The following is a 21228-nucleotide window of genomic DNA, read 5'->3' on the forward strand; positions in this document are numbered from 1 at the left end:
TCACGCTGTCGACATCGTTCCGATCAGCGCGTGGTTAGCATGAATGCGGTTGCCGGCAGACCACCCGACCCTCGTCATGCACATGTCCAAGCCGGTTAAGACTGCTTAACTCCATTGCATACAATTATAAGATACTGCCTATATTTTCATCTGCTGCTTTCCTGATCAAGCTCGGATCACCGAAAATAGCAAATTACTCTCAATAACTTAAGTGGAAATCCTCCCTCGGTAGCCTCTGGCACGAAGCTTGCGACAATCTATCCCGGGCTCCGCCAGACCGGCGCAGCGCGAGATGAGGCGGTGCATCCGCCAAAGGGAGCAAGCAATGGAATTTGGCAGTATCTCACGACGTCATTTGTTGCAGGGCGGCGCGGCCGTCACCCTCGGTGCGGCGACGGGCATTCGTCCGGCCTTCGCGGCCGAGACCACCATCGGATTCATCTACGTCGGCTCGCGGGACGACTATGGCTACAACCAGGCGCATGCGCAGGGCGCGGCGGCGCTGAAGAAGATTCCCGGCCTCAAAGTCGTGGAAGAAGAGAAGGTGCCGGAGACCGACGCGGTCGAGAAGACGATCGAGTCCATGATCAATCTCGACGGCGCCACCCTGCTCTTCCCGACCTCGTTCGGCTACTACAATCCTCATATGGTCAAGATGGCCAACAAATTCCCGAAGCTGCACTTCGAGCACTGCGGCGGCCTGTGGAGCGACAAGGACCCGAAAAACGCCGGCAGCTATTTCGGCTACATCGATGAAGCCCAATACATCTCGGGCATCGTCGCCGGCTATAGCTCCAGGAGCGGCAAGCTCGGCTTCGTCGCCGCGAAACCGATCCCGCAGGTGCTGCGCAACATCAACGCATTCGCGCTCGGCGCGAGGCTTGCCAATCCCAAGACAACCACGCAGGTCATCTTCACTGGTGACTGGTCGATGCCAGTCAAGGAAGCCGAGGCCACCAACAGCCTGATCGATCAGGGCGTCGACGTACTGACCTGCCATGTCGACGGTCCGAAGACCATGGTCGAGAACGCCGCGCGTCGGGGCGCCATGGTGTGCGGCTATCACGTCAACCAGTCGCCGCTCGCGCCAAAAGCGTATCTCACGGGAGCCGAGTGGAACTGGGAAGCGTTGTACCCCAAGTTCGTCAAGATGATCGCCGCCGGCGAGAGTATCCCGAACTTCTATCGCGGCGGCCTCAAGGAAGAGATCGTCAAGACCTCGCCCTATGGCGAAGCGGTCTCCGCCGAGGCGCGCAAGCACGCCGACGACGTCAAGGCCAAGTTCTTGTCCGGTGACGGCTACGCCATCTTCAAGGGAGGCTTGGTCGACAACAAGGGCAAGACGGTGATCGCGGCCGGCAGCGATCGCGGCCAGAAGGATCCCGAACTCGAGAAGATGGACTATCTCGTGGAGGGCGTGGTCGGGGCGACTTCGTGACGACGGAAGCTGCAGATCTCGCTGAAGCGGTCGGGACGGTTGCCCCGGCCGCTGATCCGGGATTCCTCCAACGTCACGGCGGCGCAATCGAATATCTCCTGATCCCGGGCGCGGCGCTGGCCGGCGCGCTCGGGGTCTTCGGTATCTTCGTCGCAATGTTCGGCAAGAGCCCGCTCGACCTCTATTTCTACATGTACTACGGCGCGTTCGGCACCTGGTTCTCATGGCAGAACACGCTGACGCGCGCGGCGCCGCTGATCCTTACCGCACTCTGCACGGCGCTGCCCGCACAGCTCGGCATGGTCATCATCGGCGGCGAAGGCGCACTCCTGATCGGCGCACTGTCGGCAACCAGCGCAGCACTGGTGCTTCAGGGCATGCCGCCGCTCATCGTGCAGATGGCCATGGTCGTCGCCGGCGTGATCGGCGGCGGCCTGTGGGTCATGCTCTCGGGCGCGCTGCGGCAATATCGCGGCGTCAACGAGACGATCTCGAGCCTGCTGCTCGTCTACATCGCGCTCGCGGTCCTCAACCATCTCGTCGAAGGCGTGATGCGCGACCCGGCGAGCCTCAACAAGCCGTCGACCCGCGAGATCGGTGCGGGCAACATGATCGGATCGATCCCCGGCACCGACGTGCATTGGGGTCTCGTCTTCGGCCTGATCGCCGCGTTCGCCGCCTATATCCTGATCTATCACACTGTGTTTGGCTTCGCCGCGCGTGTTGCCGGCGGCAACATCCGCGCTGCGAAGATCGTCGGTCTCAATGTCAGCAAGCTGATCCTGATCGTCTGCTTCCTCGCCGGCGGCGCCGCGGGCCTTGCAGGCATGGTCGAGGTCGCCGCGGTGCAGGGGCGCACCAACGCGAACCTCGCCGCAGGCTACGGCTTCACAGGGATTCTCGTCGCCTTCCTGGCGCGGCAAAATCCGCTCGCCATTATCCCCGTCGCGATCCTGCTCGGTGGTATCAGCGCCAGCGGCGGGCTGTTGCAGCGCCGCCTCGGATTGCCGGATGCATCCGTGCTGGTGCTGCAAGGCATCATCTTCGTCTTCGTGCTGGCCAGCGATGCGCTCTACGGCCGCATCGGGTTTCTGAAGGGAAAGTCCTGAGATGGCAGACGGCTCGATCGGACTCTGGACCGTTCCGCTCGCCGTGCTCGGCGGCGCCATTCGAGTCTCGACCCCGTTCCTGTTCGTGAGCCTGGGCGAATGCATCACCGAGCGCTCCGGCCGCATCAATCTCGGCCTCGAAGGCACGCTGGTAATGGGCGCGATGAGCGCCTACGGGATTTCCTACCTTACGGGATCGCCGTGGCTCGGCGTGCTCGCCGCTGGCATCACCGGCGCGCTTCTGGGCGCGCTGCATGCCGGCATCTGCTCGTTGCCGCGCGTCAACGACATTGCGGTTGGCATCGCCTTGATGCTGTTCGGCACCGGGCTTGCCTTCTATCTCGGCAAGCCGCTGATCGAGCCCACCGCGCCGCGGCTGCCCGCGATCGATTTCGGCTGGTGGAGCGACATTCCACAGGTGCGCGCGGCACTACGGGTCAACGTGTTGTTCCTGATTGGTGTCGCGCTCGCCCCAACTCTCTACTGGGCCTTCCGGACCACGCGCTGGGGCCTCCTGATCCGCACCGCCGGCGAGAGTTCGGACGCCGCGCGTGCGATGGGCCACTCCGTGCTGCTGATCCGCTTGCGCGCGACCATGGTCGGCGGCTTCCTCGCCGGCATCGGTGGCTCCTTTCTGTCGCTGTTCTATCCCGGAAGCTGGAACGAGGGCCTGTCCTCGGGCCAGGGCATCACGGCCGTGGCGCTCGTGATCTTCGCGCGCTGGGACCCCTTGCTGTGTCTCTGGGCCTCGATCGCTTTCGGTGGCGCCGCAGCGCTGGGACCCGCATTGCAATCGGTCGGCGTCACCTCCGGCTACCACCTCTTCAACGCAGCCCCCTACCTCCTGACGCTGGCGATCATGATCATCACCTGCTCGCCGAAACGCACGTTGACCGGAGCCCCGGCCGAATTGTCGATCACCCGCTAGAGAGCGAAGTCATGCCCGAGCGCACCATCAAGTCCGAACCCTATGCATGGCCCTATAACGGCGACCTGCGTCCGGAGAATACCGCGCTCATCATCATCGACATGCAGACCGATTTCTGCGGCGTCGGCGGCTATGTGGACAAGATGGGCTATGATCTCTCACTGACGCGGGCGCCGATCGAGCCGATCAAGAAACTGCTGACGGCAATGCGCGCTCAAGGCTTTCACATCATCCATACCCGCGAAGGCCACCGTCCCGATCTCTCGGATTTGCCTGCCAACAAGCGTTGGCGCTCCCGGCAGATCGGCGCCGGCATCGGCGATCCCGGCCCATGCGGCCGGATCCTGGTGCGCGGCGAGCCCGGGTGGGACATCATCCCCGAGCTCGCGCCGCTGCCCGGCGAACCCATCATCGACAAGCCCGGCAAGGGTTCGTTCTGCGCCACCGATCTGGAGCTGATCCTGCGCGTGCGCGGCATCGAGAACATCGTGCTCACTGGGATCACCACCGATGTCTGCGTTCACACCACCATGCGAGAGGCCAACGACCGCGGCTTCGAATGCGTGCTGTTGCATGACTGCTGCGGTGCGACCGACAAGAGCAACCACGAGCACGCGCTGAAGATGATCAAAATGCAGGGTGGCGTGTTTGGCGCGGTCTCGACCGCCGACGCCTTCATCGGAGCGATTTCGTGATCGTCGGCGAAACGTCGCCGCCATCGGGCGCCTTCGGCGTCGATGCCATCGCCATGAGCATGCGTTTCGGTGATTTCCTGGCGCTGGACAATGTCGCGCTGAAAGTGCGGCCGGGTTCGTTCCATGCGCTGCTCGGCGAGAACGGCGCCGGCAAGTCGACGCTCGTCAAATGCATTATGGGCTATTACCACGCCACCGAGGGTGACATTCTCGTCGGCGGGCGCGAGCAGGCGATCGGCAATCCGAAGGACGCCCACGCCCTCGGCCTCGGCATGGTCTACCAGCATTTCACGCTGGTGCCGGCGATGACGGTCGCCGAAAATCTGGTGCTGGCGCGCGATGACGTGCCGGCTGTCGTGAACTGGCCGAAAGAGATGAAGGAGCTCGAGGCCTTTCTCGCGCGCATGCCATTCAAGGTACCGCTCAGCGCAAAGGTCTCCGACATCTCCGCGGGCGAGCGCCAGAAATGCGAGATCCTCAAGCAGCTCTACCTGAAGCGTCGCTTCCTGATCCTGGACGAGCCGACCTCGGTGCTGACCCCGGCGGAAGCCGACGAGGTGCTTGGCATGCTCCGCGACATGGTCGTCAAGGGCGAGCTGACCATCCTGATGATCACGCACAAGTTCCGCGAGGTCATGGCCTTCGCCGACGACGTTACGATCCTGCGCCGCGGCAAGCTCGCCGGCGCCGGCAAGGTGTCCGAACTGACGCCGGACGCCATGGCGCGCACCATGATCGGCGCCGAGGAGCTGACGCTACAGCCGCCGCGCACCGGTGAGGCCGGCAAGGCGAGGCTGGAGCTGGCGAAGATGCGCGCGCGCGACGACGCCGGCGCCATCGCCGTGCACGACGTCTCCCTTACGGTCCGCGCCGGCGAGATCGTCGGCATCGCCGGCGTCTCCGGCAACGGCCAGCGCCAGCTCGTCGAGGTGCTGGCCGGGCAGCGCGGCGCTGAGAGTGGCGAGATCCGCGTCGCCGGCGATCCCTATCACGCCAGCCGCGAGGAGATGCGGCGGCACAATATGTCACTCCTGCCGGAGGAGCCGCTGAAGAACGCCTGTGTCGGCGGCATGAGCGTCGCCGACAACATCGCCTTCCGCGAATTCGACCGCGCGCCTTTCGCTAGCCTCGGCTGGTGGCTCGACCGCGGTGCCTTCCGCGTCGACGCGCGGAAGAAGATCGCCCAGTACAAGATCAAGACCCGCACGCCCGACACGCCGATCTCGGCGCTGTCGGGCGGCAATGTCCAACGCGCCGTGCTGGCCCGTGAGCTCGGCGGCGACGTCGAGGTGCTGATCGCGGCCAATCCCTGCTTCGGGCTCGATTTCGCGGCGGTGGCGCAAATCCATGCCGAGATCATGGCCGCGCGCAACCGCGGCGCCGCGGTGCTGTTGGTCAGCGAGGACCTCGACGAACTCCTTGAGCTCTCCGATCGGCTGGTGGTGATGTTCCACGGCGAATTCGTGTATGAAGCACGGACCAGCGAAGCCGATCTCACCGTGGTCGGCCGGCACATGGCGGGGCATTGACCAGGGAAGAGCGATGAGCGGCGGGTCCGAGCGTGACGAGCATTTCCTTCGCCTTTCCTTCGCGGTCGCCCGCCGTTCCCTCACGCACGGCAACCATCCCTTCGGCTGCATCGTGGTCGATGCCGAGGGCAAGGTCCTGATCGAGGCCGAGAACGGCTACATGCCGGATCACGACGGCACCGCGCATGCCGAGCGCCTCGCCGCCACGCAGGCCTGCCGCACGCTTGGCCGCGAGGTGTTGGCGAGAGCCACGCTCTATTCCTCCGCCGAGCCCTGCGCGATGTGCGCCGGCGCGATCTACTGGGCCGGCATCGGCCGTGTCGTCTATGGCCTCAGCGAGCACCGCCTGCGCGGCATCACCGGCGATCATCCGGAGAACCCGACGCTCGACTTGCCCTGTCGCGAAGTCTTTGCCAGCGGCCAGCGGCCGACAGAGGTTGCGGGGCCGCTGCTCGAAGACGAGGCCGAAGCGCTGCACGACGGCGTGTGGACGAAGTAGCAAACACCAATTCAATTTCGTAGAGCGGATTGCGCCTACGGCTCATCCCCTACCTTCCTGCCCACAAACGAAGATGACGCCGCGGAGGTTTGACGCGGCGCCATCGTCGTTCACCTGAAGCGTGTCAGGTGGCTAGAATTTCACAGTGACACCGGAGTAGAGCGAGGACTCGGTGCAGGAGCCGGTGCTCACCCTCGCGCCACCGGCCAAAGTGGTGCAGGCCACGGCGTTGTTGTGATCGAGGCCGAACTTGTTCTGCCAATACCGGTAGGCGACCCAGACGTCGACGAAGTGCGAGTACTTCTCGCCCCACACTGCCTTCGAGGCATCGAGGGTCAGGCGGATCGGCTCGGAGTTGAACTCGACCTTGGTGGGATAGACGCCGTTGGCGACGCTGGCGGGAAGCGGCTCAGTGTCGGTGCCCTTCTTGCCGTACCACGCCGCGCGGCCGCTGATCGAGAAATACTGCATGTTCTGCGGCAGGAAGCCGAGGTCCATATAGTAGTTGGTTTCGATCGCCCAGGTCGGCTTGAACGACGTGTTGCCGTCGGCAATACATGGAGCGGACCAGCCGGCGCCGCACTGCGAGAAGGAGTTGTGGTTGGCGAACTCCCAATACACCAGCGGCGCGACGTTGAAGTAGCCCTTGTAGGGAAGATCGAAGGCGAACTGCAGACCGGCAACGACGTCGCGCTTGGCGGCGCCGAAATACCGGTTCTCCGTGTTGGCATCCATGCCAAGCTCGAACGAGATATTGTGCAGGGGGCCCTGCGTGAAGGCCTTGGTGTTGAAGATCTCGTTCCAGCCGAAGGTCGAACGGAAAAGACCGTAGATTTCTGTCGCGCCGGCACAGCTCGTGGGTGTCGCTGCGAAGCCTGCAGCCGGCGACACGACCACGCCTGTGGCGGTACACGGGCCTGCCGGATCGTTGTGGTCCGACTTGAACATCGAGATGGTGAAGAAGTTGGTGCCGTAAGTCCAGGCATCGAAGTGGGTGAAGGAGTAGACCTGCTTCGTCGTCTTGGCGTTGATCACGCCGTTGGTGTTGGTGAACGCTCCGGGCTGCGAGGCATTGAAGATATAGGAGAAGGTGACGCGGTCGTCGATCACCAGGAAGAACGGAAGGTCGGCCGCCTTCTTGGCAGCCTTGACCGGCAGATCCGCCGCCTGAGCCAGGCCACTGGTAGCAAGCGTAGCAAGTGACAGCGCGCCTGCTGCAATTGCCTTGAAACGAAACGACATCCTGAATACCCCCAAGTTTGGACACGTAAAAATGAACGTCCCTTGGGTGCGACACTTGCGCCGATCTCCCGGAGTGAGAAGCCTCAACTTGTTTCAAGGCATGCCGCTTGTTTGCACAGGGCGCGGCGTTCACCGGCCGATTTGGAAGGCCAACCTCACCGCCACGCCGTCGGCCGAGAGCGACCCATTGCCGGATATCCCCATTTGATTTCGTTCGCCTTTTCATGTCGACCGGACAAGGCAAACAAGATGGGTGGAAGCTACTGTAGCGGTGTTCGCAAATGCATACGCGTGCTGGCGCGTCTCTGCTTAACTTCACGCCAAGCCTGCATAGCGGGTTCCGATTTGGCTTGAGCCGTCACAAATTTGCAACAGGCGTCACACGCAAGCCGGGACTGCAAAGGCTGCTCGGAAGGTGTCTGAGGACGATCGCCGCCGGCGAGAGCCGAGACTCGCCGACACCTCCTGCCTGCCGAAGCGTTGAGCAAGGGATGACGCTTTTTCACACCTTACGCGGCGGTTCAAACTAGCCCAGTATTGAGGCACTTCACCCCATGCAAGCGCATCAGCGAATGTTGGATCCCACGGCTAAGAGCCTGCATTCCGGCGAGTCCCCGCTCCTCAGGACGGTCGGGCTCACCAAGCGCTATGGCGATTTCCTCGCCAACGATGCCATCGACATCGATATCTGGCCAACGGAAATCCACGCGCTGCTGGGCGAGAACGGCGCCGGCAAGTCGACGCTGGTCAAGGCGATCTACGGGCTGATCCAGCCCAGCGCTGGCCAGATTTTCTGGCAGGGCCAGCCGATCGTGCTGTCCGGTCCCTCGGAAGCGCGCAGCCGCGGCATCGGCATGGTGTTCCAGCACTTCTCGTTGTTCGACAATCTCACCGTCTCCGAGAACGTCGCGCTCGGCCTCGACGGGAAAGAATCCTTCAAGGACATGTCGGCGCGGCTTGAGCAGGTGTCGAAGACTTATGGATTGCCGCTCGATCCCAAACGCGAGGTCTGGCAATTGTCGGTCGGCGAACGCCAGCGCATTGAGATCGTTCGCGCGCTGATGCAGGATCCGCAATTCCTGATCCTTGACGAGCCCACCGCGGTGCTGACGCCACAGGAAGCCGACCAGCTCTTCGTCGTGCTGGAGCGGCTCAAGGCCGAAGGTCGCGCCATCCTCTATATCAGCCACAAGCTCGAAGAGGTGAAGCGCTTGTGCGACACGGCAACGATCCTGCGCGGCGGCAAGAAGGTGGAGACCTGCAATCCCAGGCTTGAGACCGCCGCTTCGCTGGCGCGCATGATGGTCGGCGGTGAGATCAAGGAGGTGAAGGCGGCCGCCGGCCGGCAGACCACGGTGCCGCGTCTCGTCGTCAACGACCTCTCGCTCGCCCCCGGCGAAGCGCATGGCGTGCGGCTCGAGCACATCTCGTTCGAGCTGAAAGGCGGCGAGATCCTCGGCATCGCCGGGGTCGCCGGCAACGGCCAGGACGAACTTTTCGCCGCGCTGTCCGGCGAACGCCTGTCGAGGGATCCCGGCACGATCGTCATCGAAGGCCTTGCTGCCGGCCATCTCTCGATCACGCAGCGCCGCAAGCTCGGCGCGGCATTCGTTCCCGAGGAGCGGCTCGGCCACGGCACCGCGCCGCGCATGAAGCTTTCCGAGAATGCGCTTCTCACCGGGCACGCCGCCAGCGGCATGGTCCATCACGGCTTCATCGATACTGCCGCCACGCTGAAGACGGTTGACCGCGCAACCGAGACCTTCGACGTCCGCAAGGCCAAGCGCGATCCGGAAGCAGCATCCCTCTCCGGCGGCAATCTGCAGAAATTCATCGTGGGACGCGAGATCCTGCGCAATCCCGCGGTGCTGGTGGTGAGCCAGCCGACCTGGGGCGTCGACGCTGGCGCTGCCGCCGTCATCCGACAGGCGCTGCTTGATCTCGCAACCGCAGGCGCCGCCGTGCTCGTCACCAGCCAGGACCTCGACGAGCTCGCGGAAATCGCCGACCGCATCGCCGTGATGTTCCATGGCCATCTGTCCGCACCGCTCGCCACCAGCGAGGCGACGCGCGAAAAACTAGGCCTGTTGATGGGCGGCAGCACGCTGGAGCCGAAGGAGGCCGCGCATGCAGTTGGTGCTTGAGAAGCGCGCCGAACGCTCCAACACGATCGCGCTGATCTCGCCGCTGATCGCGATCGGCCTCACGATCGTGACCATGGTCATCCTGTTCGCGATCCTTGGCAAGAATCCGCTGCTCGCGCTGCACGCATATTTCGTCGCGCCTTTGACCGACAGCTATTCGCTCCAGGAAATCGCGGTGAAGGCGACACCGCTGGTGATGATCGCGATCGGGCTGTCGCTCTGCTATCTCGCCAATGCCTGGAACATCGGCGCCGAAGGGCAGTTCCTGATCGGTGCAGTCGCCGGAAGCTGGATTGCGGTGAAGACGCAGGGCACCGACGCCGGTGTCTGGGTGCTGCCGGTCATGCTCGTGCTCGCCGCCGCCGCAGGCGCGCTCTACGCATTGATCCCAGCAATCTGCAAGGTGAAGTTCGGCGCCAGCGAAATCCTGACCAGCCTGATGCTGGTGTATGTGGCCGATCTCTTCCTCGACTATCTCGTGCGCGGCCCCTGGCGCGATCCGCACGGTTTCAATTTCCCGACCACCGCCGAGTTCGACCCGGTCGCAACGGTGCCGCTGCTGATCGAAGGCGGCCGGCTGCATCTCGGCTCGATCATCGCCCTTCTCGTCGTCGCGGCAGCCGCAATCCTGCTGGGACGCACCATCAAGGGCTTCGAGATCCGTGTGGTGGGCGCCGCGCCACGCGCCGCGCGGTTCGGCGGCTTCAATTCCAACCAGTTGATCATCCTGACCTTCGCCCTCTCGGGCGCGCTGGCGGGCCTCGCCGGCATCATCGAGGTCGCGGGTCCGGTCGGGCATCTCCAGCCCGGCATCTCGCCGGGTTACGGTTTTACGGCGATCATCGTCGCCTTTCTCGGCCGGTTGAACCCCCTTGGAATATTAATTGCAGGCCTTTTTCTCGCGTTGACCTTTATCGGCGGCGAGCAGGCGCAGATCGCGATGAAGATCCCGTTGGACGTGACAAAGGTTTTTCAGGGCATCCTGCTGTTCTACGTGCTCGCCTGCGATTCCCTCATCCTCTACCGCTTCAAGCTGGTTTTCCCGAACCGACAGGTGGCTCGTGGAACTCATTGAAGCCATCATCCTCGCGGTGCTCGCCGCCTCGACGCCGCTCCTGATCGCGGCGACCGGCGAACTCGTAACCGAACGCTCCGGCGTGCTCAATCTCGGCGTCGAGGGCATGATGATCGTCGGCGCCGCATGTGGCTTTGCAGGTGCATGGCTGACCGGCTCGATCTTTATCGGCGCGCTGTTCGGCATCGTCGCCGGCACGTTGATATCACTGGTCTTCGCACTGATGGCGCTCGGGCTTGCGGTCAACCAGGTTGCGACAGGGCTGGCGCTGACCATCCTTGGTGTCGGACTCTCCGGCCTGATCGGCGCTGGCTTCGTCGGCGAGCGCATCACGCCGGCGCTGCATCTCAACATTCCCGGTCTCACGGATATTCCGCTGGTTGGCCGCGTGTTGTTCGGCGAGGACGCCTTCGTCTATTTCTCGCTGGCGCTGGTCATCGGCGTCTGGTGGTTCCTGTACCGTACGCGGCCGGGATTGATCCTGCGCGCCTGCGGCGACAACCACGTGTCTGCGCATGCGCTCGGCTATCCCGTGCTGCGCATCCGCACCTTAGCGGTGATGTTCGGCGGCGCCTGCGCAGGACTTGCCGGCGCTTATCTGCCGCTCGCCTATACGCCCTTCTTCATTCCGGGCATGACCGCAGGCCGCGGCTGGATCGCGCTGGCGCTGGTGGTGTTCTCGTCCTGGCGGCCGGGCCGCCTCGTGGTCGGCGCGTATCTGTTCGGCGCGGTGACGATCCTGCAACTGCACGCGCAGGGCTGGGGCGTCGGCATTCCCTCGCAGTTGATGTCGGCGCTGCCTTACCTTGCGACCGTCATCGTCCTGGTCCTGCTCTCCCGCGCGCGCACGGGCGGATCGACCGCACCGGCTGCGCTTGGCACCGTGTTCGTGCCTGACCGCTAGCGTTTCATTTCCGCGGCGTGCGCGATGGGGCGCGCACGGTGCGGATCGTGGCTTTCCCCTGATGTTTGGAGATTGATGATGAGGAAATCACTTCTTGCGCTGGCTGCCGGGCTCTTGCTTGCCGGGAGCGTCAGTGCAGCCTCCGCCGCCGACAAGCTGAAAGTCGGATTTATCTACCTCGGCCCGGTCGGTGACCTCGGCTGGACTTATCAGCATGAGCTGGCACGCCAGGCGCTGGTGAAGGAGCTCGGCGACAAGATCGAGACCACCTTTCTCGAAAACGTGCCTGAGGGCCCCGACGCCGAACGCTCGATCGAGCAGCTCGTCCGCGCCGGCAACAAGCTGATCTTCACCACCTCGTTCGGCTACATGGATCCGACGCTGAAGGTCGCGAAGAAATACCCGAACGTGCATTTCGAGCACGCGACCGGATACAAGCGCAACCCGAACATGTCGACCTATTCGGCCAAATGGTACCAGGGCCGCTACATCCAGGGCCTGATCGCGGCCAAGATGTCGAAGTCCGGCGTGCTCGGCTATATCGGCTCGTTCCCGATTCCCGAGGTCGTCTCCGGCATCAACGCGACGATCCTCGCCGCGCAGACCATCAACCCGAACATCAAGGTCAAGATCATCTGGGCCAACACCTGGTTCGACCCGGGCAAGGAAGCCGACGCCGCCAAGGCGCTGATCGACCAGGGCGCCGACATCATCATGCAGCACACGGATTCGCCGGCGGCAATGCAGATCGCCAGCGAACGCGGCAAGCTCGCCTTCGGCCAGGATTCCGAGATGATCAAGTTCGGGCCGAAGACCCAGCTGACCTCGATCCTCGACACCTGGGGTCTCTACTACATCGCCCGGGTCAAGGCCGAGCTCGACGGAACCTGGAAATCCGAGGACAGCTGGGGCGGCCTCGATAGCCACATGTTCGCGATGGCGCCCTACACCAACATGCCTGACGACGTGAAGAAGATCGCCGAGGATGCCCAGGCGGCGATCACCGCGGGCAAGCTGCATCCGTTCAAGTGCCCGGTCCTTGGGCAGGACGGCAAGGAGGTCGAGTGCAAGGGCGGCGCCAATCTCGACGACGGCCAGATCCTCGGCATGAATTTCTATGTCAAAGGCATCGACGACAAGCTGCCGGGCAAGTAGCACGCTTCTTGCATCGCCTAATCACCTGCTCCTCCCGGAGGAGGTTCGGAGGGGGTGGCCAGAAGCACCCGGCACTTGTGGTCGCCCCCTCTTTCTATCTTCGCCTAGGTACTATCCCGCCTGCATGGCTCGCGCCGCCGAACTGTGGCGGTGGATGAGGTCTGCCACATCAAGACCGGGGATCGCGCCATCGATCACGGCCCATTTTCCCGCCACCATCACCCTGTCGGCCCGATGCGCGCCGCACAGCACCAGTGCGGCCAAGGGATCGCCATGGCCGGAGAAGCGCAGCTCGTCGAGCCTGAACAGCGCGAGATCTGCCGCCTTCCCGACGGCGATCTCGCCGAGTTCCGGCCGGCCGACGCAGGCCGCAGAGCCCTTGGTGGCCCAGCGCAGCGCATCCTTGTGACTGACCTTCGTCACCCCGTAGCGCGCCCGTTGCAGCAGGAACGCGGCCCGCACCTCCTGCATCAGGTTCGATCCGTCGTTCGAGGCCGAGCCATCGACGCCGATGCCGATGCCGACACCAGCCTCCTCCATCTCGCAGACGGGACAGCAGCCGGAGGCCAGGAGTTGGTTGCTGCAGGCGCAATGACTGATCGTCGTCTTCGCCCTGCCGAGCCGCTTCATCTCTTCTGCATTGAAGAAGATGCCATGGGCGAGCCACGTCCGCGCATTGAGCCAGCCGCATTGTTCGAGATAGTCGAGCGGACGGCAGCCATACATCTCCTGGCAGAACCTGTTCTCGTCCTCGGTCTCGGCAAGATGGGTATGCAGGCGCACGTCGAGCTTGTCGGCCAGATCGGCGGTGGCGCGCATCAGGGACGTCGACACCGAGAAGGGCGAGCAAGGTGCGAGCGCGATCTGCATCATCGCATCCGCGCCGCGCTGGTGGTGCCTGGCGACGACGCGCGCGCTGTCCGCGAGGATGGTGTCCTCATCCTGCACGACGCTATCGGGCGGCAGACCGCCGTCGCGCTGCGACAGGTTCATCGAGCCGCGCGTGAGCAGCACGCGCACGCCGAGCCGCCTGGCCACCGCCACCTCGATATCGACGGCGTCTTCGAGCCCTGCCGGAAATACGTAGTGATGATCCGTCGTAGTGGTGCAGCCCGACAGCAGCAGTTCGGCCATCGCCACCGTGACAGCGAGCTCGAGCGCATCAGGCGTCAGCTTCGCCCACACCGGATAGAGCGCCTGGAGCCAGGGAAACAGCTCGCGGTCCATCGCCGCGGGCAGTGCCCGCGTCAGCGTCTGGTAAAAATGGTGATGGGTGTTGATGAGGCCGGGCAGCACGACGTGGTCGCCAGCATCGAACACCGCGACGTCAGCGGTTGCGGGCGCACCGCCGGCCGGCACCAGCTCGACAATTCGGCCGTCCCGCACCACGACGCCGCGCTCGGCGCCATCGGCGAGGATAGCCAGGGGATCCCTGATCCAGATCGGCTTTGCGTCGCTCATGAATCTGCTCCTCCTCACATCCGCTCCCGACAGGCCTGCAAGGCAGGGGCCGGCCCGATTGCGCTTTTGCTGCGACTTGTTGTTGCGACTTGGCGCTCGTCTTGCAAGACTTTCTCGGGGCTCGATTCACTCGTTGGAAGCGTTGGCGTCGCCATGGACTTGAATACCATCACAGCGGTCGCCCATCCGCAAACGCGCGCGCAGCTGCCCGTTTGGACGCCAGGTGATGCTTGGCTCGCGGGCGGCACCTGGCTGTTCTCGGAGCCGCAAGTTCACCTGACTCGGCTCATCGATCTCACCGACCTCAAATGGCCGGCGCTGACGGTCACCGAGAGCCATTTCAGCATCGCGGCCACCTGCACCGTTGCGCAGCTCGATGGATTCGCCTGCCCACCCGACTGGTTCGCGGCACCGCTGATCAACCAGTGCTGCCGCGCCTTCCTTGCTTCGTTCAAGATATGGAAGACGGCGACGGTCGGCGGCAATCTCTGCATGTCGCTGCCGGCGGGACCGATGATCTCGCTCACCGCGGCGCTGGAGGGCGTCTGCACCATCTGGAAGGCCGGCGGCGGCGAACAGATGATGCCCGTCATCGACTTCGTCACCGGCAACCAGCGTAACCTTCTGGCGCCGGGGGATCTGCTCCGGCAGATCGATATTCCGATCGCCGCGCTGAAGCGTCGTACGGCCTTCCGCCAGATCTCGCTGGCGCCGGTCGGCCGCTCGGCGGCGCTCCTGATCGGCAGTCTGGATGCCGATGGCACGCTGACGCTCACGGTCACCGCATCGACGGTGCGGCCGATCCGGTTGTCCTTTCGCGAGGCCCCCGACACGAAAGCGCTTCGCGACGCCATCGCGCAGCAGATTACGGACGATCTGTACCACACCGACATCCACGGCAAGCCGCTCTGGCGCAAGCACATGACATTGCGGCTTGCCGAAGAGATTCGCGACGAACTCCTCGGAGCACCGTCGTCATGAGCTTCGAGGTCAATGGCACGACGTTTCCGCAGGAGCCACGCGCCGGCCAGTGCCTGCGCACGTTCCTGCGCGAGCTCGGCCATTTCGGCGTGAAGAAGGGTTGCGACGCCGGCGATTGCGGCGCCTGCACCGTGCTGCTGGACGGCGAGCCCGTGCATAGCTGTCTGATCCCGGCGTTTCGCGCCGAGGGGCGCGCCGTCACCACAATCGAAGGTCTCGGCGGAGACGGCTGCGCGCATCCGATGCAGCAGGCTTTCCTCGATGCACAGGGCTTTCAATGCGGCTTCTGCACGGCCGGAATGATCCTGACCTGCGCCTCGCTGAACCAGGCGCAGCGCACCGATCTCGGCGTCGCGCTGAAGGGCAATATCTGCCGCTGCACCGGGTATCGTTCGATCGAGGATGCGTTGCTCGGCAAGACCAATATCGAGGAGAGCATCGAGGCCGGCGCCGCATTCGGCCGCAGCCTGCCGGCGCCAGCTGGCCCCGATGTCGTGCGCGGCAAGGCGCGCTACACGTTCGACACGCAGATTGACGGCTTGCTGCATATCAAGCTGCTCCGTTCGCCCCATGCCCACGCGAGGATCGTCGCGATCGACAAGTCGGAAGCACTGAACGTTCCCGGCGTGCACGCGGTGCTGACGCATGAGGATGCGCCCACCATCCTGATCTCGACCGCGCGGCATGAGAAGGACTGGATGGATCCCGAGGACACTCGTGTTCTCGACGAAATCGTCCGCTTCATCGGCCAGAAGGTCGCCGCCGTCGTCGCAGACAGCGAAGCCGCCGCGGAGGACGCATGCCGCCGGCTGAAGGTCAGTTACGAGATTTTGCCCGCGCTGGTCGATCCGGAGCAGGCGATGGCGCCGGGTGCACCCGTCATTCATCCCGATCGCACTACCGCGAACCGCGTCGCCGACGCCCAGCGCAATCTCGCTGCGGAGATGCATGGCGAATTCGGCGACGTGGCGGCTGCGCTCGCGACATCCGCCGTCACCTTCGAGGGCACCTTCCATAGCCATCGTGTGCAGCATGCCGCGCTGGAAACCCATGGCGGCCTCGCCTGGCGCGATGCTTCCGGCGTGCTCAACGTTCGCACCTCGACGCAGGTGCCGTTCCTGACCCGGCGCGCGCTGTCTGATATCTTCGAGCTTCCCATGGACAAGGTTCGCGTCTTCTGCGAGCGCGTCGGCGGCGGCTTTGGAGGCAAGCAGGAGATGTTCGTCGAGGACATTCTGGCGCTCGCCGCGCTCAAGACCGGACGGCCGGTGAAGCTGGAGCTCACCCGCGAGGAGCAGTTCGTCGCGACGTCGACGCGGCACCCGATGCGGGTCCACGTCAAGGCCGGTGCCGACGCGGACGGCAAGCTCACCGCGCTTCAGCTCGACGTCCTCTCCAACACCGGCGCCTACGGCAATCACGCCGGACCCGTGATGTTCCACTCGCTGGCCGAATCCATCAGCGTCTACAATTGCCCGAACAAGCGGGTCGACGGCTACGCGGTCTACACCAATACGGTACCGGCAGGCGCCTTTCGCGGTTATGGCTTGCCGCAAACACTGATCGCGGTCGAGGCCGCGATCGACGAACTGGCCAAGCAGCTCGGCATCAGCCCTTACGAGATGCGGCGGCGCAACGTCGTCAAGCCCGGCGACCCCATGCTGTCGCCACCGCCGTCGGAATTCCACGACGTGCTCTACGGCTCCTACGGGCTCGACCGGTGCCTCGACCTCGTCGAGCGCGCGATGCAGGCTGATGGCCCGCAGCCGGACCTGTCGCCGGAGTGGCTGATCGGCGACGGCGTCGCGCTGACCATGATCGACACGGTGCCCCCGGCGGGCCATCTCGCGGACGCGATGGTCACCCTCAACGACGACGCCAGCTTCGACCTCACCGTCGGCACCGCCGAATTCGGCAACGGCACCAGCACCGTGCACCGGCAGATCGCGGCGACCACGCTTGCGACCACCGTCGACCGGATCCGCCTGCGCCAGTCCGACACCGCCCATGGCGGCCACGACACCGGCGCCTATGGCAGCGCCGGCATGTTCGTCGCCGGGAAGGCGACGCATGCGGCAGCCGTGCAGCTCGCAACCGAGCTGAAGGCGGCCGCCGCCGGCGCATGGCTCTGCGAAGTCGGCAGCTGCACGCTCGAGAGCGAGGCCGTCGTCAGTGGCGTACGGCGCATGTCCTTTGTCGAGCTGGCAAAGCTCGCGCGCGAGCGCGGACAGCCGTTGGCAGGCGCCGGCAATTCCGGCGGGACGCCGCGTTCGGTCGGCTTCAACGTGCAGGGCTTTCGCGTCGCCGTGAACAAGGGCACCGGCGAGCTCCGGATTCTCAGGAGCGTGCATGCGGCGGACGCCGGCGTCGTCGCCAATCCCATGCAATGCCGCGGCCAGGTCGAAGGCGGTGTCGCGCAGGCGCTCGGTGCCGCGCTCTACGAGGAGATGGTGATCGACGCGGACGGGCGCGTCGCCAACCCCAAATTTCGCGACTATCACCTGCCCTCTTTCGCCGATGTCCCCCGCACCGAGGTCTTCTTCGCCGAGACCTCCGACACGATCGGCCCGCTGGGGGCGAAGTCGATGAGCGAGAGTCCGTACAATCCGGTCGCCGCCGCGCTCGGCAACGCGATTGCCGATGCCACCGGCATCCGCTTCACGGCGCCGCCCTACAAGCCGGACCGGCTGTTTCCGGCGCTGCACGAGAAGTTCGGCAATTAACTGCCGCGATAGGTTGAATAGCTCCACGGCGTGACGAGCAACGGCACGTGATAGTGGCTTTCCGGCTCGCTGATCGCAAAGCGTAGCGGGATCTCGTCGAGGAACGGCGGGTCGGTGAGCTGCACGTTGCGCTCGGCGTAATATTTGGCGACGCTAAACCGGAGCTCGTAGCGGCCGATCGGCAGCGGGCGGCCGCCAATCAGCGGCTGGTCGGTGCGGCCGTCCGCGTTGGTCACCGCGCGCGCAATCACGCGGCTCTCGCCGAGGTTCGCGAGCTCGACCAGCTCGACCGGAATGCCCGATGCGGGCTTGCCGGCGTGGTTGTCCAGCACATGGGTCGAGAGCCGGCCGTGCACTTTCAGCTTGTCGTCAGCACTGACGAGCTGGTCCAGCCGCAGCGCAGCGATGCGGGAGATTTCCTCGAGCGCGCGGCGTGTCTCGGTCTTGGCAATGTTCTGCAGTCGCGACTCGAAGTCACGCAGAATGGAGTCCTTGGTGTGCCGGCGCGCACAGACGATATAGGGGATACCGAATTTTTCGCGATACGCATTGTTCGCCCGCTCGAAGGCCGCATATTCGGTGTCCGACAGACGGTCTAGACCAGCGCTGCTCTGCTCGGCAGTCGAGTCAGGCGTGAGTCCCGCTGCGCGCTGGGTCTTGTTCGCGAGGTCGGGATGCGCGCGTATCAACGCCAGCTGCACCTCGGGCTCAGCGCTAGCGATCGCCGCCTTGATCGCGTCGAGCAGTGAATTGATGCCGGCAAACGGACGGCGCGCCGCCGCTTCTTGGGCAATCCAAGGCGAGTACTCGACCACGTTTTCAAGTACGGCCACGAAATCATCGAAGCTCGCGGCATTGAGATCAGACAAGGCGATCTGTGACATTGCTGCCCTATCCGATCTCGAAAGCATCGTCGGCAAGGCCCGCATGCTTGTCGTGCCAATGCTGGGCGATCTGCAACCGTGTCGGCACCCAGACGCGCTCGTGCTTGCCGATATAGTCGAGGAAGCGGATCAGCCCCGCCGCGCGGCCGGGGCGGCCGGCGAGACGACAATGCAGGCCGACCAACATCATCTTCGGCGCGCTCTCGCCTTCGGCATAGAGCACGTCGAAAGCATCCTTCAGATAGGTGAAGAACTGCTCGCCTTCGGCAAAGCCTTGCGGATTGATGAAGCGCATGTCGTTGGCGTCAAGCGTATAGGGAATGATGAGCTGCTTGCCGCTGGCGCCCTTGACCCAATAGGGCAGATCGTCGGCGTAGGAATCGCAGAGATAGAGGAAGCCGCCCTCCTCCATCAACAGACGGTTGGTGTTGATCGAGGAGCGTCCGGTGTACCAGCCGAGCGGCCGCGAGCCGGTCGCCGCAGTGTGGACGCGGATCGCTTCCGCGATCTCCGCGCGCTCCTGCGCCTCGGTCATGTCCTTGTGCTCGATCCACTTCAGGCTGTGGCTGGCGATGTCCCAGCCCGCTTCCTTCATGGCAGCTACGATTTCCGGATTGCGCTTCAGCGCTGTGGCGACGCCGAACACGGTAGTCGGCCACTTCCGCTCGCTGAACATCCGCCAGAGCCGCCAGAAGCCGGCGCGCGAGCCATACTCGAACATCGATTCGATATTGGCGTGGCGCTGGCCGGGCCAAGGCTGTGCGCCGAGCACGTCGGACAGAAACGCTTCCGAGGCCGGGTCGCCATGTAGGATGTTGTTTTCGCCGCCCTCCTCGAAATTGACGACGAACTGCACCGCGACCCGCGCGTTGCCGGGCCATTGCGGGTGCGGCGGGTTGCGGCCGTAACCGCGGAGATCGCGCGGGTAGCGGGCACCAGTCACTCAGACTTCCTCGAAGCGGATCGGCAGCGCGCCCTTCCACAGCACGCTCTTGCCGAGCGTCGCCAGATTCTGCAGGCCAGAGGTCAGCGTGATGAAATGGTTGCCGGCGAGTTGGCCCATCTTGCTCGCGAAGTGCACGCCGCCATAGGCCATCAGGATCTCGGTCTCGCTGATGCCGCCGGGATAGAGGATGATCTGGCCGGGCGCGGGATAACTGGTATGGTTCTCGTAACCGACACCGAAGTCCAAGTCGCCGAGCGGCATCCACACCCCCTCGCCGCTCCAGCGCACGTGGATGATGTGGCTTTCGAACGGCAGCGCCTTGCGGAACGCGGCGACAGTCTTCGGGGCCGCTTGCTCCTCGAAACGAGCATCGAAGGTGAAGTCGCCGGCGCGGATAACGAGTTTGGTCATCTCATCTCTCTGGATCGGGGGCGGTGGCCCCACGGGGAATTTTCAGGCAAAGAGCACTCCGTCGGGCTTCGCGCAAGGGGCGCGGCCCGTTACCTGCGGTCGTAGGACCAGCCGAAAACGCCACTCCGCCGCGTCTCGGGCTCCGGCTCGGCGGCGGGCTGCGGCGCCTCCCTCAGTTCCGCCTGCGGCGACGGAGGCGGCACAGGCAAATTCTCGCATTTCATGGAGTAGACCAGCTTGCCGTCCGCGGTCCGCCCGATCGGCGCGCAGGGGTCCGGATGCGCCGCCGATGTTTTTGGGGTCAGCTTGACCTGCGCCACGGCCGGCGAGGCGATCAGCAGAAGGACCAGCAGATATTTCGACATCATTGTCGCCTGAAAACCAGATTTGGCCCATTGAACCGGATTGGAGCAGGCAAGTCCACCGGTGCCACCGGTCGCGATTGCCGAATATTTAGCCGAGGCTAGAAAATTGGCTCGCCCCAATGTGATGTCGCGAGCGGTGATATCGGCCGGGCGCGTCGCCTTGTCAGCCGCGACGGCGACACACAAAACACACATCTCACAGCCGGGCGTCGTCACGGGAGAAAGAAACAATGCAAAAGACTTTCATCATTCTCGGCGCGACGCTGATTGCCGCCGCCACCATCCAGACTGCCGCGGCGAACGACCGCCGTCATGTCCGCAAGGCGCAGCCCCATCCCATCACCCAGTCGGTGCGCGACTCCAACGCCGCGCTCTGGCCGTCGCAGCCGACCGGGCCCGACTGGTCCCGCTATTCCAACGGCGCGATGTCTGCACCAGCGGGACGGTGATGCCGGAAGCCTAGCGCGATCAGCGAAACTGCCTCCACGTCGTCATTGCGAGGAGCTCTTGCGGCGAAGCAATCCAGACATCTTCCACGGATGCATTTCTGGATCGCTCGCTGCGATCGCAATGACGGAGTATGAGGCGGCAGCGCCACTCTTCCAGCTCGCATTTTTACTTGCAGACACAGCTTCGCGTTCTCGCGGCTGATTTCGCCCGAGCTTTGCTTGATCGCTCCACCCTCTTGTCCAAGAGGGCGCAGGGAAGGCCGGGTGCCGGCTGGCACCCGCGGTCCGCT

At 64.4% G+C, this 21228-nt stretch carries 19 protein-coding genes; 13 read left to right on the plus strand and 6 right to left on the minus strand.

Features of this window, described 5'->3' with window-relative positions:
• The first annotated feature begins 325 nt into the window (after nucleotides 1–325).
• The 6 genes from IVB42_RS28210 to IVB42_RS28235 are packed head-to-tail and all read left to right on the plus strand — an operon-like array spanning nucleotide 326 to nucleotide 6198.
• Nucleotides 326–1438, plus strand: coding sequence for a BMP family ABC transporter substrate-binding protein (locus IVB42_RS28210; RefSeq protein WP_247393630.1), 1113 nt, complete (start codon nucleotides 326–328; stop codon nucleotides 1436–1438).
• Entirely contained in the window at nucleotides 1435–2547 is a 1113-nt protein-coding gene (locus tag IVB42_RS28215) for an ABC transporter permease (RefSeq protein WP_247393628.1), read from the plus strand. The genes IVB42_RS28210 and IVB42_RS28215 overlap by 4 nt, the downstream gene beginning before the upstream one ends.
• A 1-nt stretch (nucleotide 2548) precedes the next feature.
• Nucleotides 2549–3475 carry an ABC transporter permease gene (locus IVB42_RS28220; protein WP_247393626.1) on the plus strand — a complete coding sequence of 309 codons (927 nt, stop codon included), beginning with the start codon at nucleotides 2549–2551 and terminating at the stop codon, nucleotides 3473–3475.
• Nucleotides 3476–3486: 11 nt separating this feature from the next.
• A complete protein-coding gene (locus tag IVB42_RS28225; protein WP_018456689.1) occupies nucleotides 3487–4170 on the plus strand; it encodes an isochorismatase family cysteine hydrolase in 684 nt (227 codons plus the stop codon).
• Nucleotides 4167–5699, plus strand: coding sequence for an ABC transporter ATP-binding protein (locus IVB42_RS28230; protein ID WP_247393623.1), 1533 nt, complete (start codon nucleotides 4167–4169; stop codon nucleotides 5697–5699). Before IVB42_RS28225 ends, IVB42_RS28230 begins: the two co-directional genes overlap by 4 nt.
• 13 nt (nucleotides 5700–5712) lie before the next feature.
• Nucleotides 5713–6198: a nucleoside deaminase gene (locus IVB42_RS28235; RefSeq protein ID WP_085361054.1), complete on the plus strand. Its 486-nt coding sequence runs from the start codon at nucleotides 5713–5715 to the stop codon at nucleotides 6196–6198.
• Between the two features lie 132 nt (nucleotides 6199–6330).
• Here the strand turns inward: IVB42_RS28235 and IVB42_RS28240 are convergent, their stop codons facing one another.
• Nucleotides 6331–7440: a hypothetical protein gene (locus IVB42_RS28240; protein WP_247393621.1), complete on the minus strand. Its 1110-nt coding sequence runs from the start codon at nucleotides 7438–7440 to the stop codon at nucleotides 6331–6333.
• Nucleotides 7441–8012: 572 nt separating this feature from the next.
• Between IVB42_RS28240 and IVB42_RS28245 the strand changes: the two genes are divergently transcribed.
• From IVB42_RS28245 to IVB42_RS28260, 4 genes are all read left to right on the plus strand, one after another.
• On the plus strand, nucleotides 8013–9584 hold the full coding sequence (locus tag IVB42_RS28245) for an ABC transporter ATP-binding protein (protein ID WP_247393620.1): 1572 nt from the start codon (nucleotides 8013–8015) through the stop codon (nucleotides 9582–9584).
• The gene (locus IVB42_RS28250; protein ID WP_247393618.1) at nucleotides 9568–10659 is read left to right on the plus strand and encodes an ABC transporter permease; all 1092 of its coding nucleotides are present in this window, start codon (nucleotides 9568–9570) and stop codon (nucleotides 10657–10659) included. Before IVB42_RS28245 ends, IVB42_RS28250 begins: the two co-directional genes overlap by 17 nt.
• On the plus strand, nucleotides 10646–11563 hold the full coding sequence (locus tag IVB42_RS28255) for an ABC transporter permease (protein WP_247297941.1): 918 nt from the start codon (nucleotides 10646–10648) through the stop codon (nucleotides 11561–11563). Before IVB42_RS28250 ends, IVB42_RS28255 begins: the two co-directional genes overlap by 14 nt.
• A 78-nt stretch (nucleotides 11564–11641) precedes the next feature.
• A complete protein-coding gene (locus tag IVB42_RS28260) occupies nucleotides 11642–12718 on the plus strand; it encodes a BMP family ABC transporter substrate-binding protein (protein ID WP_247393647.1) in 1077 nt (358 codons plus the stop codon).
• A 111-nt stretch (nucleotides 12719–12829) separates the two neighbouring features.
• Here IVB42_RS28260 and IVB42_RS28265 read toward each other — a convergent pair whose 3' ends face one another.
• Complete coding sequence (locus tag IVB42_RS28265; RefSeq protein ID WP_018456697.1) at nucleotides 12830–14179, minus strand: 8-oxoguanine deaminase; 1350 nt, start codon at nucleotides 14177–14179, stop codon at nucleotides 12830–12832.
• Between the two features lie 153 nt (nucleotides 14180–14332).
• Here IVB42_RS28265 and IVB42_RS28270 point away from each other — a divergent pair, with 153 nt between their 5' ends.
• Together IVB42_RS28270 and IVB42_RS28275 are read left to right on the plus strand one after the other, a co-directional pair.
• Nucleotides 14333–15160 (plus strand): FAD binding domain-containing protein, encoded by an 828-nt coding sequence (locus tag IVB42_RS28270; protein ID WP_018456698.1) that lies wholly within the window; start codon nucleotides 14333–14335, stop codon nucleotides 15158–15160.
• Nucleotides 15157–17883, plus strand: coding sequence for a molybdopterin-dependent oxidoreductase (locus IVB42_RS28275; RefSeq protein ID WP_247372361.1), 2727 nt, complete (start codon nucleotides 15157–15159; stop codon nucleotides 17881–17883). The genes IVB42_RS28270 and IVB42_RS28275 overlap by 4 nt, the downstream gene beginning before the upstream one ends.
• On the opposite strand, the gene uraD is transcribed toward IVB42_RS28275, so the two are convergent.
• The 4 genes from uraD to IVB42_RS28295 all read right to left on the minus strand — a co-directional run bounded on the left by uraD (nucleotide 17880) and on the right by IVB42_RS28295 (nucleotide 20492).
• Entirely contained in the window at nucleotides 17880–18767 is an 888-nt protein-coding gene (gene uraD, locus IVB42_RS28280; protein ID WP_018456700.1) for a 2-oxo-4-hydroxy-4-carboxy-5-ureidoimidazoline decarboxylase, read from the minus strand. The two genes, IVB42_RS28275 and uraD, sit on opposite strands and share 4 nt — an antisense overlap.
• A gap of 7 nt (nucleotides 18768–18774) precedes the next feature.
• Nucleotides 18775–19710: an allantoinase PuuE gene (gene puuE / locus IVB42_RS28285; protein WP_247393616.1), complete on the minus strand. Its 936-nt coding sequence runs from the start codon at nucleotides 19708–19710 to the stop codon at nucleotides 18775–18777.
• The gene (locus tag IVB42_RS28290) at nucleotides 19711–20124 is read right to left on the minus strand and encodes a DUF3830 family protein (protein ID WP_018456702.1); all 414 of its coding nucleotides are present in this window, start codon (nucleotides 20122–20124) and stop codon (nucleotides 19711–19713) included.
• An 89-nt stretch (nucleotides 20125–20213) separates the two neighbouring features.
• Entirely contained in the window at nucleotides 20214–20492 is a 279-nt protein-coding gene (locus IVB42_RS28295; RefSeq protein WP_018456703.1) for a hypothetical protein, read from the minus strand.
• A gap of 227 nt (nucleotides 20493–20719) precedes the next feature.
• On the opposite strand from IVB42_RS28295, the gene IVB42_RS28300 reads away from it, so the two are divergent.
• Nucleotides 20720–20938, plus strand: a complete 219-nt coding sequence (locus IVB42_RS28300; protein ID WP_007612884.1) for a hypothetical protein — start codon at nucleotides 20720–20722, stop codon at nucleotides 20936–20938.
• Nucleotides 20939–21228: the final 290 nt, after the last annotated feature.

This window comes from Bradyrhizobium sp. 45, assembly GCF_023073155.1.
GTDB classification, from domain to species: Bacteria; Pseudomonadota; Alphaproteobacteria; order Rhizobiales; family Xanthobacteraceae; genus Bradyrhizobium; species Bradyrhizobium canariense_D.

Coding starts and splice junctions, on each gene's coding strand:
- IVB42_RS28235 (WP_085361054.1), top strand. CDS start 5,713: ATGAGCGGCGGGTCCGAGCGTGACGAGCATTTCCTTCGCCTTTCCTTC.
- IVB42_RS28220 (WP_247393626.1), top strand. CDS start 2,549: ATGGCAGACGGCTCGATCGGACTCTGGACCGTTCCGCTCGCCGTGCTC.
- IVB42_RS28295 (WP_018456703.1), bottom strand. CDS start 20,492: ATGATGTCGAAATATCTGCTGGTCCTTCTGCTGATCGCCTCGCCGGCC.
- IVB42_RS28265 (WP_018456697.1), bottom strand. CDS start 14,179: ATGAGCGACGCAAAGCCGATCTGGATCAGGGATCCCCTGGCTATCCTC.
- uraD (WP_018456700.1), bottom strand. CDS start 18,767: ATGTCACAGATCGCCTTGTCTGATCTCAATGCCGCGAGCTTCGATGAT.
- IVB42_RS28210 (WP_247393630.1), top strand. CDS start 326: ATGGAATTTGGCAGTATCTCACGACGTCATTTGTTGCAGGGCGGCGCG.
- IVB42_RS28275 (WP_247372361.1), top strand. CDS start 15,157: ATGAGCTTCGAGGTCAATGGCACGACGTTTCCGCAGGAGCCACGCGCC.
- IVB42_RS28270 (WP_018456698.1), top strand. CDS start 14,333: ATGGACTTGAATACCATCACAGCGGTCGCCCATCCGCAAACGCGCGCG.
- IVB42_RS28260 (WP_247393647.1), top strand. CDS start 11,642: ATGAGGAAATCACTTCTTGCGCTGGCTGCCGGGCTCTTGCTTGCCGGG.
- IVB42_RS28245 (WP_247393620.1), top strand. CDS start 8,013: ATGTTGGATCCCACGGCTAAGAGCCTGCATTCCGGCGAGTCCCCGCTC.
- IVB42_RS28290 (WP_018456702.1), bottom strand. CDS start 20,124: ATGACCAAACTCGTTATCCGCGCCGGCGACTTCACCTTCGATGCTCGT.
- IVB42_RS28300 (WP_007612884.1), top strand. CDS start 20,720: ATGCAAAAGACTTTCATCATTCTCGGCGCGACGCTGATTGCCGCCGCC.
- IVB42_RS28240 (WP_247393621.1), bottom strand. CDS start 7,440: ATGTCGTTTCGTTTCAAGGCAATTGCAGCAGGCGCGCTGTCACTTGCT.
- IVB42_RS28250 (WP_247393618.1), top strand. CDS start 9,568: ATGCAGTTGGTGCTTGAGAAGCGCGCCGAACGCTCCAACACGATCGCG.
- IVB42_RS28225 (WP_018456689.1), top strand. CDS start 3,487: ATGCCCGAGCGCACCATCAAGTCCGAACCCTATGCATGGCCCTATAAC.